General features: G+C 71.5%; 11 protein-coding genes. 1 reads left to right on the top strand and 10 read right to left on the bottom strand.

Features of this window, described 5'->3' with window-relative positions:
• Position 1 precedes the first annotated feature (1 nt).
• The 5 genes from NF681_20650 to NF681_20630 form a co-directional block, all read right to left on the bottom strand.
• A complete protein-coding gene (locus tag NF681_20650; protein UST56405.1) occupies positions 2 to 1,732 on the bottom strand; it encodes a cation acetate symporter in 1,731 nt (576 codons plus the stop codon).
• A 2-nt stretch (positions 1,733 to 1,734) separates the two neighbouring features.
• Positions 1,735 to 2,043 (bottom strand): DUF485 domain-containing protein, encoded by a 309-nt coding sequence (locus NF681_20645; GenBank protein ID UST56019.1) that lies wholly within the window; start codon positions 2,041 to 2,043, stop codon positions 1,735 to 1,737.
• 4 nt (positions 2,044 to 2,047) lie between these two features.
• Positions 2,048 to 4,099 carry an acetate--CoA ligase gene (gene acs, locus NF681_20640; protein ID UST56389.1) on the bottom strand — a complete coding sequence of 684 codons (2,052 nt, stop codon included), beginning with the start codon at positions 4,097 to 4,099 and terminating at the stop codon, positions 2,048 to 2,050.
• A gap of 152 nt (positions 4,100 to 4,251) precedes the next feature.
• A complete protein-coding gene (locus NF681_20635) occupies positions 4,252 to 5,667 on the bottom strand; it encodes an MHS family MFS transporter (protein ID UST56388.1) in 1,416 nt (471 codons plus the stop codon).
• Positions 5,668 to 5,762: 95 nt separating this feature from the next.
• Complete coding sequence (locus NF681_20630) at positions 5,763 to 7,658, bottom strand: sugar phosphate isomerase/epimerase and 4-hydroxyphenylpyruvate domain-containing protein (GenBank protein ID UST56387.1); 1,896 nt, start codon at positions 7,656 to 7,658, stop codon at positions 5,763 to 5,765.
• A 119-nt stretch (positions 7,659 to 7,777) separates the two neighbouring features.
• On the opposite strand from NF681_20630, the gene NF681_20625 reads away from it, so the two are divergent.
• Complete coding sequence (locus NF681_20625) at positions 7,778 to 8,581, top strand: helix-turn-helix domain-containing protein (protein UST56386.1); 804 nt, start codon at positions 7,778 to 7,780, stop codon at positions 8,579 to 8,581.
• 18 nt (positions 8,582 to 8,599) lie between these two features.
• Here the strand turns inward: NF681_20625 and NF681_20620 are convergent, their stop codons facing one another.
• The 5 genes from NF681_20620 to NF681_20600 are packed head-to-tail and all read right to left on the bottom strand — an operon-like array spanning position 8,600 to position 13,101.
• Positions 8,600 to 9,370 (bottom strand): alpha/beta fold hydrolase, encoded by a 771-nt coding sequence (locus NF681_20620; protein UST56385.1) that lies wholly within the window; start codon positions 9,368 to 9,370, stop codon positions 8,600 to 8,602.
• Positions 9,367 to 10,578 carry an MFS transporter gene (locus NF681_20615; protein ID UST56384.1) on the bottom strand — a complete coding sequence of 404 codons (1,212 nt, stop codon included), beginning with the start codon at positions 10,576 to 10,578 and terminating at the stop codon, positions 9,367 to 9,369. Before NF681_20615 ends, NF681_20620 begins: the two co-directional genes overlap by 4 nt.
• Positions 10,575 to 11,039, bottom strand: a complete 465-nt coding sequence (locus NF681_20610) for a carboxymuconolactone decarboxylase family protein (protein ID UST56383.1) — start codon at positions 11,037 to 11,039, stop codon at positions 10,575 to 10,577. Before NF681_20610 ends, NF681_20615 begins: the two co-directional genes overlap by 4 nt.
• A complete protein-coding gene (locus NF681_20605; GenBank protein ID UST56382.1) occupies positions 11,036 to 12,256 on the bottom strand; it encodes a lyase family protein in 1,221 nt (406 codons plus the stop codon). The genes NF681_20610 and NF681_20605 overlap by 4 nt, the downstream gene beginning before the upstream one ends.
• A gap of 11 nt (positions 12,257 to 12,267) precedes the next feature.
• Entirely contained in the window at positions 12,268 to 13,101 is an 834-nt protein-coding gene (locus NF681_20600; protein UST56381.1) for a shikimate dehydrogenase, read from the bottom strand.
• Positions 13,102 to 13,149: the final 48 nt, after the last annotated feature.

Here is a 13,149-nt window from a genome sequence, read left to right as displayed (position 1 = left end):
GTCAGTGACCCGAAGCGCCCGAGGCGCCGATGCCGGTTTCCGAGCGCACCTGCTGCGGCAGGAAGCCGGCGCGGTCACGCGCGGCGCGCGCGCTCTTGTCCAGGACCGAGAACAGCCAGATGCCCACGAAGCCGATGGTCATCGAGAACAGCGCGGGCGACGCGTACGGGAACAGCGCCGAGCCCTTCGGGTAACCCAGCGTGGCCTCCCAGACCGCCGGCGAGACGATCGTCAGCACCACCGAGGAGATCAGGCCCAGGAAGCCGCCGATCACCGCGCCGCGCGTGGTGCAGTCCTTCCACAGCACCGACATCAGCAGCACCGGGAAGTTGGCCGAGGCCGCGATGGCGAAGGCCAGACTGACCATGAAGGCGATGTTCTGCTTCTCGAAGACGATGCCCAGCACCACCGCGATGACGCCCAGGGCCACCGTCGTGATGCGCGAGACCTTCAGTTCCGCCTTGCTGTCGGCCTGGCCCTTCTTGATGACCGTCGCGTAGATGTCGTGCGACACCGCCGAGGCGCCCGAGAGCGTCAGTCCCGCGACCACCGCCAGGATGGTGGCGAAGGCGACGGCCGAGATGAAGCCCAGGAACACGTTGCCGCCCACGGCCTTGGCCAGATGCACCGCCGCCATGTTGCCGCCGCCGAGCAGGCCGCCCTTGGCATCGAGGAACTCCGGGTTCGTCAGCACGAAGGTGATGGCGCCGAAGCCGATGATGAAGGTCAGGATGTAGAAGTAGCCGATCCACGTCGTCGCCCACAGCACCGACTTTCGTGCCTCCTTGGCGTTGGGCACCGTGAAGAAGCGCATCAGGATGTGCGGCAGCCCGGCGGTGCCGAACATCAGCGCCATGCCGAAGCTGATCGCCGAGATCGGGTCCTTGATGAAGCCGCCCGGGCCCATGATGGAGAAGCCCTCGGCCGCCGCCGCCTCGGGCGTCTTTCCCGCCGCGGTCGCCAGGCCGGTCTTGACCTCCACCGCCTTGGCGAACATCGCCTCGGGACTGAAGCCGAAGTGCAGCAGCACCATGAACGCCATGAAGCTCGCCCCGGCCAGCAGCAGGCAGGCCTTGATGATCTGCACCCAGGTCGTGGCCGTCATGCCGCCGAACAGCACGTACACCATCATCAGCGCGCCGACGATGACCACCGCGATCCAGTACTCCAGACCGAACAGCAGCTTGATCAGCTGCCCCGCGCCCACCATCTGCGCGATCAGGTAGAAGGCCACCACCACCAGCGTGCCGGAAGCGGCGAAGACGCGCACGGGCTTCTGCTCGAAGCGGAACGCCGCCACGTCCGCGAAGGTGAACTTGCCCAGGTTGCGCAGGCGCTCGGCCAGCAGGAACGTGACCACCGGCCAGCCCACCAGGAAGCCGATCGAATAGATCAGCCCGTCGAAGCCGCCGACCATCACGGCCGCGGAGATGCCCAGGAACGAGGCGGCCGACATGAAGTCGCCGGCGATCGCCAGGCCGTTCTGGAAGCCGGTGATGCCGCCGCCGGCGGTGTAGAAGTCGGCCGCGCTCTTGGTCTTGGCCGCGGCCCACTTGGTGATGAACAGCGTCGCCACCACGAAGGCGGCGAACATGCCGATCGCCGTCCAGTTGGTGGCCTGCTTCTGGGCCTGGCCGAGGTCGGCGCCCGCCGCGTGGACGACCGTCGCCAGGGTCGAGGCCAGCGCCAGACAGGCGGCGCCGCCGAAGTATCGTTTCGATGCGTGGCTCAAATTCACTTGTTCACTCCCCGGGCGATCTGTTCGGTCAGCGCGTCGTATTCGTTGTTGGCCCGGCGCACGTAGATGCCGGTGATGACGATCGTGAAGATGATCACGGCCAGTCCGATGGGCATGCCGAGCGTCGTGACGCCGGCGCCCAGCCGCTGGAAGAGGAATGCCTTGTCGAAGGCCACCAGCAGGATGAAGCCGTAGTACACGACCATCATCGACAGGGTGAGCCACCAGCCGAAGCGGGTGCGCTTGTGCTTGAGTTCGATGTAGCGCGGATCGTTGGCGATGCGCGTGACGAGATCGTCTTCCATGGGGTCAGTTCCTTTCGGCCAGTTGTTCGAGGATGGCCGGGTTCTCCAGCGTGGAGGTGTCCTGCGTGATGGGCTCGTCCTTGGCGACCGACCGCAGCAGGCGCCGCATGATCTTGCCGCTGCGCGTCTTGGGCAGGTTGTCGCCGAAGCGGATGTCCTTGGGCTTGGCGATCGGTCCGATCTCCTTGCCCACCCAGGCGCGCAGCTGCGCGGCGATCTGCTTGGCCTCCTCGCCGGTCGGGCGCGCGCGCTTGAGCACCACGAAGGCGCAGATCGCCTCGCCCGTCGTGTCGTCGGGCCGTCCCACCACGGCGGCCTCGGCCACCAGGTCCGTCATCGCCACCAGCGCCGACTCGATCTCCATCGTGCCCATGCGGTGGCCCGAGACGTTGAGCACGTCGTCGATGCGCCCGGTGATGGTGAAGTAGCCGGTCTTCTCGTCGCGGATCGCGCCGTCGCCCGCGAGGTAGTAGCCCTTGAGCTCGGCGGGGAAGTAGCTGGTCCTGAAGCGTTCGGGTTCGCCCCAGATGGTGCGGATCATGCTCGGCCACGGCTTCTTCACCACCAGGATGCCGCCCTGCCCGTTGGGCACGTCGTTGCCGGCCTCGTCCACGATGGCCGCAGTGATGCCGGGGAACGGCAGCGTGCACGAGCCCGCCACCATCGGCGTGGCGCCCGGCAGCGGCGTGATCATGTGACCGCCGGTCTCGGTCTGCCAGAAGGTGTCGACGATCGGACACGTGCCGCCGCCCACGTGCTGGCGGTACCACTCCCAGGCGGCGGGGTTGATCGGCTCGCCCACCGAGCCGAGGATGCGCAGGCTGGTGAGGTCGTAGCGTGCCGGATGCACCGCCGCGTTGCCCTCGGCGGCCTTGATCAGCGAGCGGATCGCCGTCGGCGCCGTGTAGAACACCGTGACGCGGTGGTCCTGGATCGTCTTCCAGAAGCGGCCGGCGTCCGGATACGTCGGCACGCCCTCGAAGACCACCTGGGTCGCGCCCAGCGCGAGCGGGCCGTAGGCGATGTAGGTGTGGCCGGTGACCCAGCCGATGTCCGCAGTGCACCAGAAGACGTCATCGTCGTGCAGGTCGAAGGTCCACTTGGTGGTGAGCGCGGCGTGCAGCAGGTAGCCGCCGCTCGAATGCTGGACGCCCTTGGGCTTGCCGGTCGAGCCGGAGGTGTAGAGCAGGAACAGCGGATGCTCCGCGCCCACCCATTCGGGCTCGCAGGTCCCGGGCTGGGCCGCGGTCTCCTCGTGCATCCAGCGGTCGCGCCCGGGATGCCAGGCGATGTCGCCGCCGGTGCGGCGGTAGACGACCACGTCGCGCACGGAATCGCACCCGCCCAGCGCGATCGCCTCGTCGACGATGGCCTTGAGCGGCAGCTGCTTGCCGCCGCGCAGCTGCTCGTCGGCGGTGATGACCATGACGGCGCCGGCGCCCTCGATGCGGTCGCGCAGGCTCTGGGCGGAAAAGCCGCCGAAGACCACCGAGTGGGTCGCGCCGATGCGCGCGCAGGCCTGCATGGCGGTGATGCCCTCGACGCTCATCGACATGTAGATGACGACGCGGTCGCCCTTCTTCACGCCGCGCGCGCGCAGGGCGTTGGCCAGGCGGCACGTGCGCGCGAGGAGTTCGGCGTAGCCGACCCGGGTCACCTGGCCGTCGTCGGCCTCGAAGACGATCGCGGTCTTCTCGCCCAGCCCGCGCTCGACCTGGCGGTCCAGGCAGTTGTACGACACGTTCAGCGTGCCGTCCTCGAACCACTTGAAGAACGGCGCGGCGCTGTCGTCCAGCGTGCGGGTGAACGGGGTGCGCCAGGTGACGAATTCACGTGCGAGACGGCCCCAGTAGGCGCCGTGGTCGGCCTCGGCTTCGGCCACCAGGGCCTCGTAGGCGGCGAAGCCCGAGACGTGGGCGTGCTTCGCGACGGAGTCGACGACCGGGTGGATGGGCAAGGGGGTTTCTGACAAAAGCGTCTCCTGTTGTCTGTGGCTTTGAACGCGCCGCAGTCTAGGGTCGCCCTCCCTGTACTGACAAGGCGTGTAACTACCCATGCCGATGCTTTCCGGCGCATCGGCCCCATCGGGGAAATCTATCGCGCCGCGAAACGGAAAACTCCCGGACGCAGCACGTGGCTGGCCGGGAGTCGGCGCCGGGCGACGGCGTCGGGCCGTCGCGCGCAGGCGCAGCGCGGGAGGACGCGGCCTCAGGCCGTCCGGACCTCGGGCAGCTTGCCGTCGGCGATGGCCTTCTGGCGCAGGCGCTCGTACTCGGCCGGGGGCACGGGCACGGCGTCCTTGTTGCCCAGGTCGAGCATGTGGACGCGGTAGGTCTCGCGCGCCGTGAAGGCGGCGATGGCCGCCACGATCGTGATCGCCAGCGTGATCGAGCCGATCATGAACGGGATGTTCATGGCGCCGGGGGGCGCCACCGCCACGAACAGCGCCGGCAGCAGCGCGGTCACGGCGGTGCCCAGGTTCTGCGAGATCGCCATGCCCGAGACGCGGGTGCGGGTCGGGAACATCTCCGGGTAGAAGCTGGGGAACACGGCGTTGTAGCCCTGGTAGACCACGCCCCACATCAGCAGCGAGAAGACGATCGCCATCGGCACGTTGTGGATGCTGATCGCGTAGAGGTAGGCGAAGGACAGCAGGCCCGAGCCGACGGCGCCGACCATGATCGGGATGCGACGGCCGATCCTGTCGGACAGGGCGCCCACGTAGGGGATCACCAGCACGGCCACGATGTTGCCCATCACCGGGATCCACAGGTAGACGTCCTTCTCGAAACCGATGCCGTAGCCCGGCTGCACCGCGTAGGCGGCGCCGAAGATGGTGGTCACCACCGGGATCACGTTCATCAGCGAGCACGCCATCACGCGCAGCATGTCGCCCCAGCTCTCGGTCACGGCCTGCACGAGGGGCGCCTTGGGCACCTTGCCGGTGGTGCCGACGTCGGTGAAGGCCGGCGTCTCGCTGACCTCGCGGCGGATGATGTAGCCCGCGACGATCACGATGAAGCTCAGCAGGAACGGGATGCGCCAGCCCCAGCTGTTGAACTGCTCGGCCGGCATGTAGTGCGCGAGCGGCAGGAACACCGCCGCCGCCATGATCTGGCCGGCCTGCACGCCCTGCAGCGTGAAGCTGGAGAAGAAGCCGCGACGGCCGAACGGCGCGTGCTCCAGGATCATCGAGCTGGCGCCGGAGATCTCACCGGCCACCGCGAAGCCCTGCACCAGGCGCAGCAGCACCAGCAGGAACGGGGCGAGCAGGCCGACCTGGTCGTAGGTCGGCAGCAGGCCGACGGCCACGGTGGAGAAGCCCATCAGGAACATGCAGATCACCAGCACGTGCTTGCGCCCATGGGTGTCGCCCCAGTGGCCGAGCACCGCCGCGCCGATGGGACGCGCGATGTAGCCCACGCCGTAGGTCGCGAGCGAGGCGATGATGGCGGTCTTCGGGTCGCCCTTGGGAAAGAAGATCTGCGGAAAGATCAGCGCCGCCGCCGTGGCGTAGATGAAGAAGTCGTAGTACTCGAGCGCCGAGCCGATCCAGCCGCTGGCGGTGGCCTTCTTGGTCTGGTGTCGGCCCGAGGGCTCGTGGACTGTCGCGGGATTTGTCATGGTTGTCGTCTCCGATGGGTGATGGGGGCTGTGGCGGTGGCGGGAGGAAAAGGAAATGGCAATGGCGGCGGCGGGCGGGGCTCGGCGCGCGGCCCTCAGGGCTGCTGCTGGGCCTGCGAGGCCATCCGGGCCGGCGCGTTGGTGCTGCCGTAGCCGTCGTAGGCCCCGACGCGCTGCACGATCTCGAAGAAGGCGCCCTCGCCCTCCAGGCTTTCGGCGTAGATGTGCAGGTAGTCGCCCGCGGGCGAGCGGTCGAACACCACGCCGGCGGCGCGCATGCGCTCGACCAGGCCAGGGTCCAGGTCCAGCCGGGTGGGCAGGTCGTCGTGGTAGTTGTCGGAGATCGGCACGAAGCGCACGCCGCGCGCGCGCAGGCGCGCCACGGTCTCGAAGATGTCGGCGCAGGAGAACGCGACGTGGTGCACCGCCCCGCCGCCGGTCACGCCGATCATGCGGGCGGTCCGGGTGCGCTGGCTCAGCGACACGTTGAGCACCAGGCGCACGCTGCGCCCGGCGTTGGCCACGCCGCGGCTGCGGATCAGCCCGAAGGGGTCGGCCAGCTCCTGGCTGTCGGCCGGCTCCAGGCCCAGCACGGCGCGCGAGAACAGCACCCAGGTGTCGAGCTGGTCGACCGCCAGGCCGAGGGCGACGTGATCGATCGCGCGCAGCCCGGCGCCGGCGTCGTCGGCCTCCGCGTCGTCGTCGTCGAGGATGAAATCGGCCGCGTACAGGCCGTGGACGCCCAGGGCCGACGGCACGAAATGCAGCAGGTTGCCCCCGGGCGCGACGATCGCCGGCACCGGCGTCTCGTCCGGGCCGATCGGGCTGTCATGGCGCTGCGAGCGCATCGCCACGGCGCGCGCGACCGCGCCCTGCGCGTCGGGCGTGCGCAGCCCCAGCGCGCAGACCGAGGCGCCGTGGGCCTCGAAACGCGCCCGCGCGAACGAGTCCGGCTCGGCGTTGACCAGCAGGTGGATGTCGCCCTGGCGGTAGAGCGACACCGCCTTGGAGCGGTGGCGGCCGACGCGGCGGAAGCCGAACTGCTCGAAGCTCGCGCCCAGCGCCGCCCCCGAGGCCGCGTCGGCCGCGAATTCGACGAAGGTGATGCCGTCGAGCCGGGGCAGCGGCGGCGGCGCGACCAGCGCCACGGCCGGCATCGGAACCGGCAGCGCCGCCGGCCGCTCGCGCGCCTCGCTCTCCAGGTAGAGCAGCGAGCGCATAGCGTCCACCGCGATGCGGCGGTTGGGCGTCTCGCGGAACACGTCGTTGAAGATCTCCAGCGAGAGCGGCCCGGTGTAGCCGGCGCGCAGCGTCTGCACGAAGAAGTCGACCACCCCGAAGTCGCCCTGCCCCGGGAACGAGCGGTGGTGGCGCGCCCACTGCAGCACGCTCATCTCCAGCAGCGGCGCGTCGGCCATCTGCAGGAAGAAGATCCGGTCGCCGGGGATGTCGGCGATGCCCGCCGGGTCGTCCTTCAGCGAGATCGTGTGGAAGCTGTCGAGGATCAGGCCCAGGGCCGGATGGTCGGCGCGACGCACGATGTCCCAGGCCTGGCCGTACAGGGAGGTCCTGCGGCCCCAGGCCAGGGCCTCGAAGCCCACGCGCAGGCCGCGCCGCGCGGCGCGCTCGGCCAGCGCATGCAGCTGCGACGCGGCCAGCGCGGGATCGTCGATGGTCAGCGGCGACGTGTTGGAGCAGCACAGCACCAGGGGCGCCCCCATCGCCTGCATCAGGTCGAACTTGCGCTCGGCGCGCTCCAGGCTGCGGCGGAACTGCGCCTCGGGCATGCCTTCGAAGTCGCGGAACGGCTGGTAGAGGTCGATCGACAGGCCGAGGTCCGACGCGATGCGTCCCAGCTCGGCGGCCGTGCCCTTGAAGTTGATGAAGTCCGCCTCGAACAGTTCGATGCCGTCGAAGCCCGCGGCGGCGATGGCCTCGAGCTTCTGGCGCAGGGTGCCGCTGAGCGACACGGTGGCGATGGAGCGATGCATGGCAGCGACTGTAGGAAGCCTGGGGGTTCGTCACAATGCCGTCGAACCCTGTGGCGAGCGATGATCGATCGTCCGCGTGCGCTGCGCGATCGAAACGGGGGTTACCCCTGAGGACTCCGATGACTCATCTGCCCGCCCTGCCGCCCGTTCCCGCTCCGCCCACCGGCGACATCGATCGCAAGCTGCTGATCGAGGGGCTCGGCAAGGGGCTGCGCGTCATCGAGGCCTTTACGGACGACCGCCCGCGCATGACCGCGACCGAGGCCGGCGCGGTCACCGGCCTCACGCGCACCGCGGCGCGGCGCTACCTGCTGAGCCTGGTGCATTTCGGCTACGCCGCCACGGACGGCAAGTACTACTGGCTGCTGCCGCGCGTGCTGCGCCTGGGCCAGTCGTTCCTGGACAGCGCGCGCGTGCCGCGCCTGGTCCAGCCCTACCTGCAGCGCGCGTCGATGCAGTGCGGCGAGGCGATCAACGTCGGCGCGCTCGACGGCCACGAGGTCATCTACATCGCGCGCAGCAACGCGCCGCGCATGGTGTCGATCGGCTTTCATCCGGGCGCGCGCGTGCCGGCGCACGTGGTGTCCCAGGGCTTCGTGCTGCTCGCGGCCTTCGACGACGAGGCGCTCGCCGCCTGGATCGAACGGCACGACTTCGTCGAGTACACGGGCTCGGACGCGGTCGACGCCGCGCGCTTCCACGACAGCGTGCGCACGGCGCGCGCGCTGGGCTACTGGAAGGCCGACCAGCACCTGAACTACGGCCTGTGCGGGCTGGCCGTGCCGCTCCAGGACCGCAAGGGCCGGTGCCACTACGCGCTGAGCGTCACGGTGCAGCGCCAGGTCTATCCCGGCGAGCAGCTGGTCGACCGGCTGCTGCCGGTGCTGCGCGACGTGGCCGACGCCCTGCGCCCGCTGCTGTGAGGACCGCGCGGCCCGGGCTCAGAGGCTGCGCCAGAAATCGATCAGCAGCGCCACGAACTCCGCCGGCCGCTCGACCGCGCTGACGTGCGCGGCGTCCAGGGTCGCCAGCCGCGCGCCGGGGATCGCCGCGACGATGGCCTCGGACATCGCCGGCGGCGTCGCCAGGTCCTGCGCGCCGGCGATCACCAGCGTCGGCACCGCGATGCGGCGGTTGCCCTCGCGCAGGTCGATCGCGGCGACGGCGGCGCAGCTGTCGATGTAGGCCCGGGGGTCGTTGCGCACCAGCACGTCGCGCAGCGCGCGCGCGGCGGTCGCGCCCTCGGGCGTGGCCGCGAAGGCGGGCGTCAGCCAGCGCTCGACGGCGCCGTCGGCGATGGCCTCGACGCCCCGGGCGGCCACGGCCTCGGCGCGCGCGCGCCAGGGCGCCGGGTCCGGGTAATGGGCCGACGAGTTGGCGATCGTCACGCTGCGCAGCAGGTCGGGGCGCTCCGCCGCCAGCGCCTGCGCCGTCATGCCGCCCATCGACAGGCCGACGAAATGCACCGGCTCGCCGCCGGTCTCGCGCTCGATGAGCGCGGCGGCGTCGCGCCCCAGCGCCTGCATGCCGAACGGTTCCGCCACGCGTTCGGAGCCGCCGTGGTTGCGGTGGTCGTAGCGCAGCACGGTGTGGGCGCGCGCGAGCAGCGCGGCGACGCCGTCCCACATGCGCAGGTCGCTGCCCAGGGCGTGGCTGAGGACGACGAAAGGGCCTTCGCCCTCGCGGACGACATGGAGACGGGGAGCGGTCATGGTGGGGGAGGTTCCTTGAAGAGCGGAGGAAGGCGCGGCAGCCAGACGAAGGCGATGGCGACCAGCACGAGGCCCGCCAGCAGCAGGGGCACCACCATCGGCCAGGCGCCGTGGGTGTGGCCGGCATCGACGAACCGGGCCGCGATCTGGCCGGTGGCGAACGCCACCATCATCATGCCGAAGCCCGACCACGACACCGCGCGGCCGGCCAGGTGCGGGAGCTCGCCGACGGCGCCGGCCTGGCCGCACGGCTGGTGGATGCCGTGGCCGAACGCGTAGAGCACGTGCCCGGCCAGGAGCGGGACCACGCTGCCCGGCGCCAGCCAGCACCCCAGCACCTGCACGGTGGCGCCCGCAAGACTCAGCAGCGAGGCCGCCTGGACCGAGCGCAGCGCGCCGTGGCGGCGCAGCAGCCGGCGGCACGCGGTGGTGCCCAGGATGTAGACCAGCGAGCCCCCGGCGGGAATCCAGCCATACGACGCGGGCGACAGGCCCAGATGGCCGATGTAGACGATGGGCGAGAGCAGCAGGAAGACGAACAGGCCGCCGTAGGTCGTCGCGGAGAGGCTGGCCCAGGCGCGGAACGAGGCGCTGGCGAACACCGCGCGCGCGCTGCCGACGGGTGCCGCCACGCCGGCCGCGCGCGGCGCCCGGGTCTCGTCGAAGCGCCGCCAGCACAGCGCCAGCAGCGCCGCCGCGTAGAGCGACATGCCCAGCAGGACGGCGCGCCAGCCGAGGTGCTGCACCACCTGCGCGCCCAGCACCGGCGACACCAGCGCGACCGCGCCCAGCCCGGTCAGCCCGCGTGCCATGACGTGCGGCCCCTCGTGGGCGGGGTAGAGGTCGCGCACGGCCGCGCGGGCGCACACCAGGATCGCGGCCATCGCCATGCCCTGCGTCGCGCGCCAGGCGCCCAGCAGCGCGATGCCCGGCGCGAACGCGCCGCCGGCCGCCGCGACGACGTACAGCGCCAGCCCGCCCAGCAGCACCGGCCGGCGCCCGAAGCGGTCGGCCAGCGGCCCGCACACCAGCTGCGCGATGCCGAAGGCCAGCACGAACAGCGTCAGGCTGGCGCTGGCCGAACCCAGTTCGCGCGCGATGGCCGGCAATGCCGGCAGGTAGCTGTCGGTGGCCACGGGCTGCGCCGCGAGCAGCAGCGGCAGCAGCAGCGCGAAGCTCGCGCCCGGGCGCGGCGGCGCCCCGCTCACGTCCCGGCGGCGGGCGCGTCGGCCGGCGTCAGCAGGCCCTTCTCGCGCAGGATGGCCCCGGCGATGCCGAAGGCGTGGTTGGCCACCGGCACGCCGCAGTAGATGGCCGACATCATGATGACCTCCTTGATGTCGTCGGGCGTGAGGCGCGACTCGGGCGGCCCGTCGAGCGCGGCGCGCACGTGCATCGCGAACTCCTCGTAGGCGTGGATGCCCAGCATCATCGACAGCACCATGAAGCGACGGGTCCGGTCGCCCAGCGCGGGCCGGCCCCAGATGTCGTTCCACGCGTGGCGCGTGATCAGTTCCTGGAACTCGGCGTTGAAGCCGGTGCGGTTGGCGAGCGACTTGTCGACCCAGGCGTCGCCCAGCACGCGGCGGCGGTTCTGCAGGCCGGCCGCGTAGTCGTCGGCGGGCGTGGCGGGCGTGGCAGGCGTGGCGGGCGTGGCGGGAGCGTTCATGCGGATGGGTCCTGGTGCGTGAGTCGGTCGAGGTGGCCGCGCAGGCGGGCGACGTCGGCGCGGGCGATCCCGCCGGCGTGCGCCGCCAGCGCGGGATCGAACCATTCGTCGGCGGCCGAAGCCGGTAGTTCGGCGCGCAGGCGGTCGATGTTGGCGCGCATGCGCGGCGCGTCGATGCGCAGGCCGGGCAGCGCCGTGGCCAGCGCGCGGGCGCTGCCGTGGGCCGACAGGGCGAGCTGCGGCCACTCCGCCAGTTCGGCCTGCCAGGCGCCCAGGGCGCGTTCGTGCTGCTGCGGCATCGCCGCGAGCATCGCGGCCACGCGCTGCGGCGCCCGGTGCGCGGCGGCCACGGCGACCATCGAGGCGACGGGATTGCGCTTGTGCGGCATGGCCGAGGAGCCACCGCGGCCGGCCTCGCTCGGCTCGGCGACCTCGCCGACCTCGTACTGCCCGAGCAGCCCGATGTCGAGCCCGATCTTCCCCAGGCTGCCGGCGACCAGGCCCAGCTCGCAGCCCAGCGCGACCCATTCGTCGCGCTGCGTGTGCCAGGTCGCGCCGGGGTCGCCCAGGTCGAGTTCGCGCGCGAGCCGTGCGCGCACCGCCGCGCCGTGCGGGCCCATCTGCGCCAGCGTGCCGACGGCGCCGCCGAGCTGCACCTGCAGCGCGCGCCGCGCCGTCTCGCGCAGCCGGCCGGCGCCGCGCACCAGGGGCGCGGCCCAGCCGGCGCACTTGAGGCCGAAGCTGGTGACCGAGGCCGGCTGCATCAGCGTGCGGGCCAGCATCGGCGTCGCCGCATGGGCCTCGGCGTGCGCCAGCAGGGCCGACGCGGCGGCGACCAGGTCGGCCCCGATCGACGCGACCACCGGGCGCGAGACCAGCGACACGGCGCTGTCGATCACGTCCTGGCTGGTGGCGCCGAAATGCACGTGGGCACCGGCGGCGGCGTCGCGCGCCACCACCGCCTCGCGCAGCGCCTTCACCAGCGGAATGGCCACGGTGCCGGCGCGGCCGCTGTCGCGCACCATCGCCGCGACGTCGAAGTGCCCGACGTCGCAGGCCGCGGCGATGGCCTCGGCCGACGACGCGGGGAGCAGGCCCTCGGCCGCCTGGGCGCGCGCGAGCGCGGCCTCGAAGCGCAGCATGGCCGCGACCACCGCGCGGTCACCGAAGGCGTCCAGGGTCTCGGGCGCCGAGAGGAAGGCGTCGAAGATGCTCATGGCGCCAGCGCCTAGTAGCGCAACTGGGCGACGGCGCGCAGCGCGTCGGCCGTCGTGGTGCCGAAACCGAAGAATTCCAGGTAGGCCGGGATCATCTCGAACAGCATGTCGGTGCCGACCTGGACGGCGCAGCCCTTGGCCTTGGCCGCCTGCAGCAGCGGGGTGTATTCGGACTTCATCACCACCTCGCCGACGAAGGTCTCCGGCGCGATCCGGTCGATGTCGAAGGGCAGCGGGTCGCTGTCCTTCATCCCCAGCGGCGTGGCGTTGACCACGACGTCGAAGCCGGCCGGGTCCCGCGACCCGGTCGTGACGACCAGGCGCGGGTAGTGCGCGCGCAGGCGCCCGGCCAGGGCCTCGGCGGAGGCGTCGCTCATGTCGAAGAGGGCCAGTTCGGCCGCGCCGGCCGCCGCGATCGACGCCGCGATCGCCGAGCCCACGCCGCCGGTGCCCGAGACCAGCACGCGCGTGCCCGCGAACGGCCGGCCCTTGCGCTCGACGCCGCGCACGAAGCCCGCGCCGTCGAACTGGTCGCCCAGCAGCGTGCCGTCGGCGCGCTTGAGGATCGCGTTGCAGGCGCCGGCGATGCGCGCCGTGGGCGTCACCTCGTCGACCAGGCCCATCGTGACGACCTTGTGCGGCATCGTGACCAGCGCGCCGCGCAGGTTGCTGAACCTGAAGATCTGCGGCAGCGCGGCGGCGTAGTCCTCCGGCCTGACGCCCATCGGCACCACGACGGCGTCGATGCCCTGCTGGTCGAACCAGGGGTTGTAGATCATCGGCGCCTTGAACGCCTCGGTCGGGTAGCCCAGGTGGGCGATGAGGGTGGTCTTGCCGGAGATCATGGCGATCGGGTCCAGGAAAAAAAGGGAGTTCGGGGAAGCGGATCGGAA

The sequence above is a fragment of the Comamonadaceae bacterium OTU4NAUVB1 genome (assembly GCA_024372625.1).
Taxonomy (GTDB): domain Bacteria; phylum Pseudomonadota; class Gammaproteobacteria; order Burkholderiales; family Burkholderiaceae_C; genus Variovorax.
Note: the sequence above shows the minus strand (reverse complement) of the source record. Positions and strands in the feature narration are given on the sequence as shown.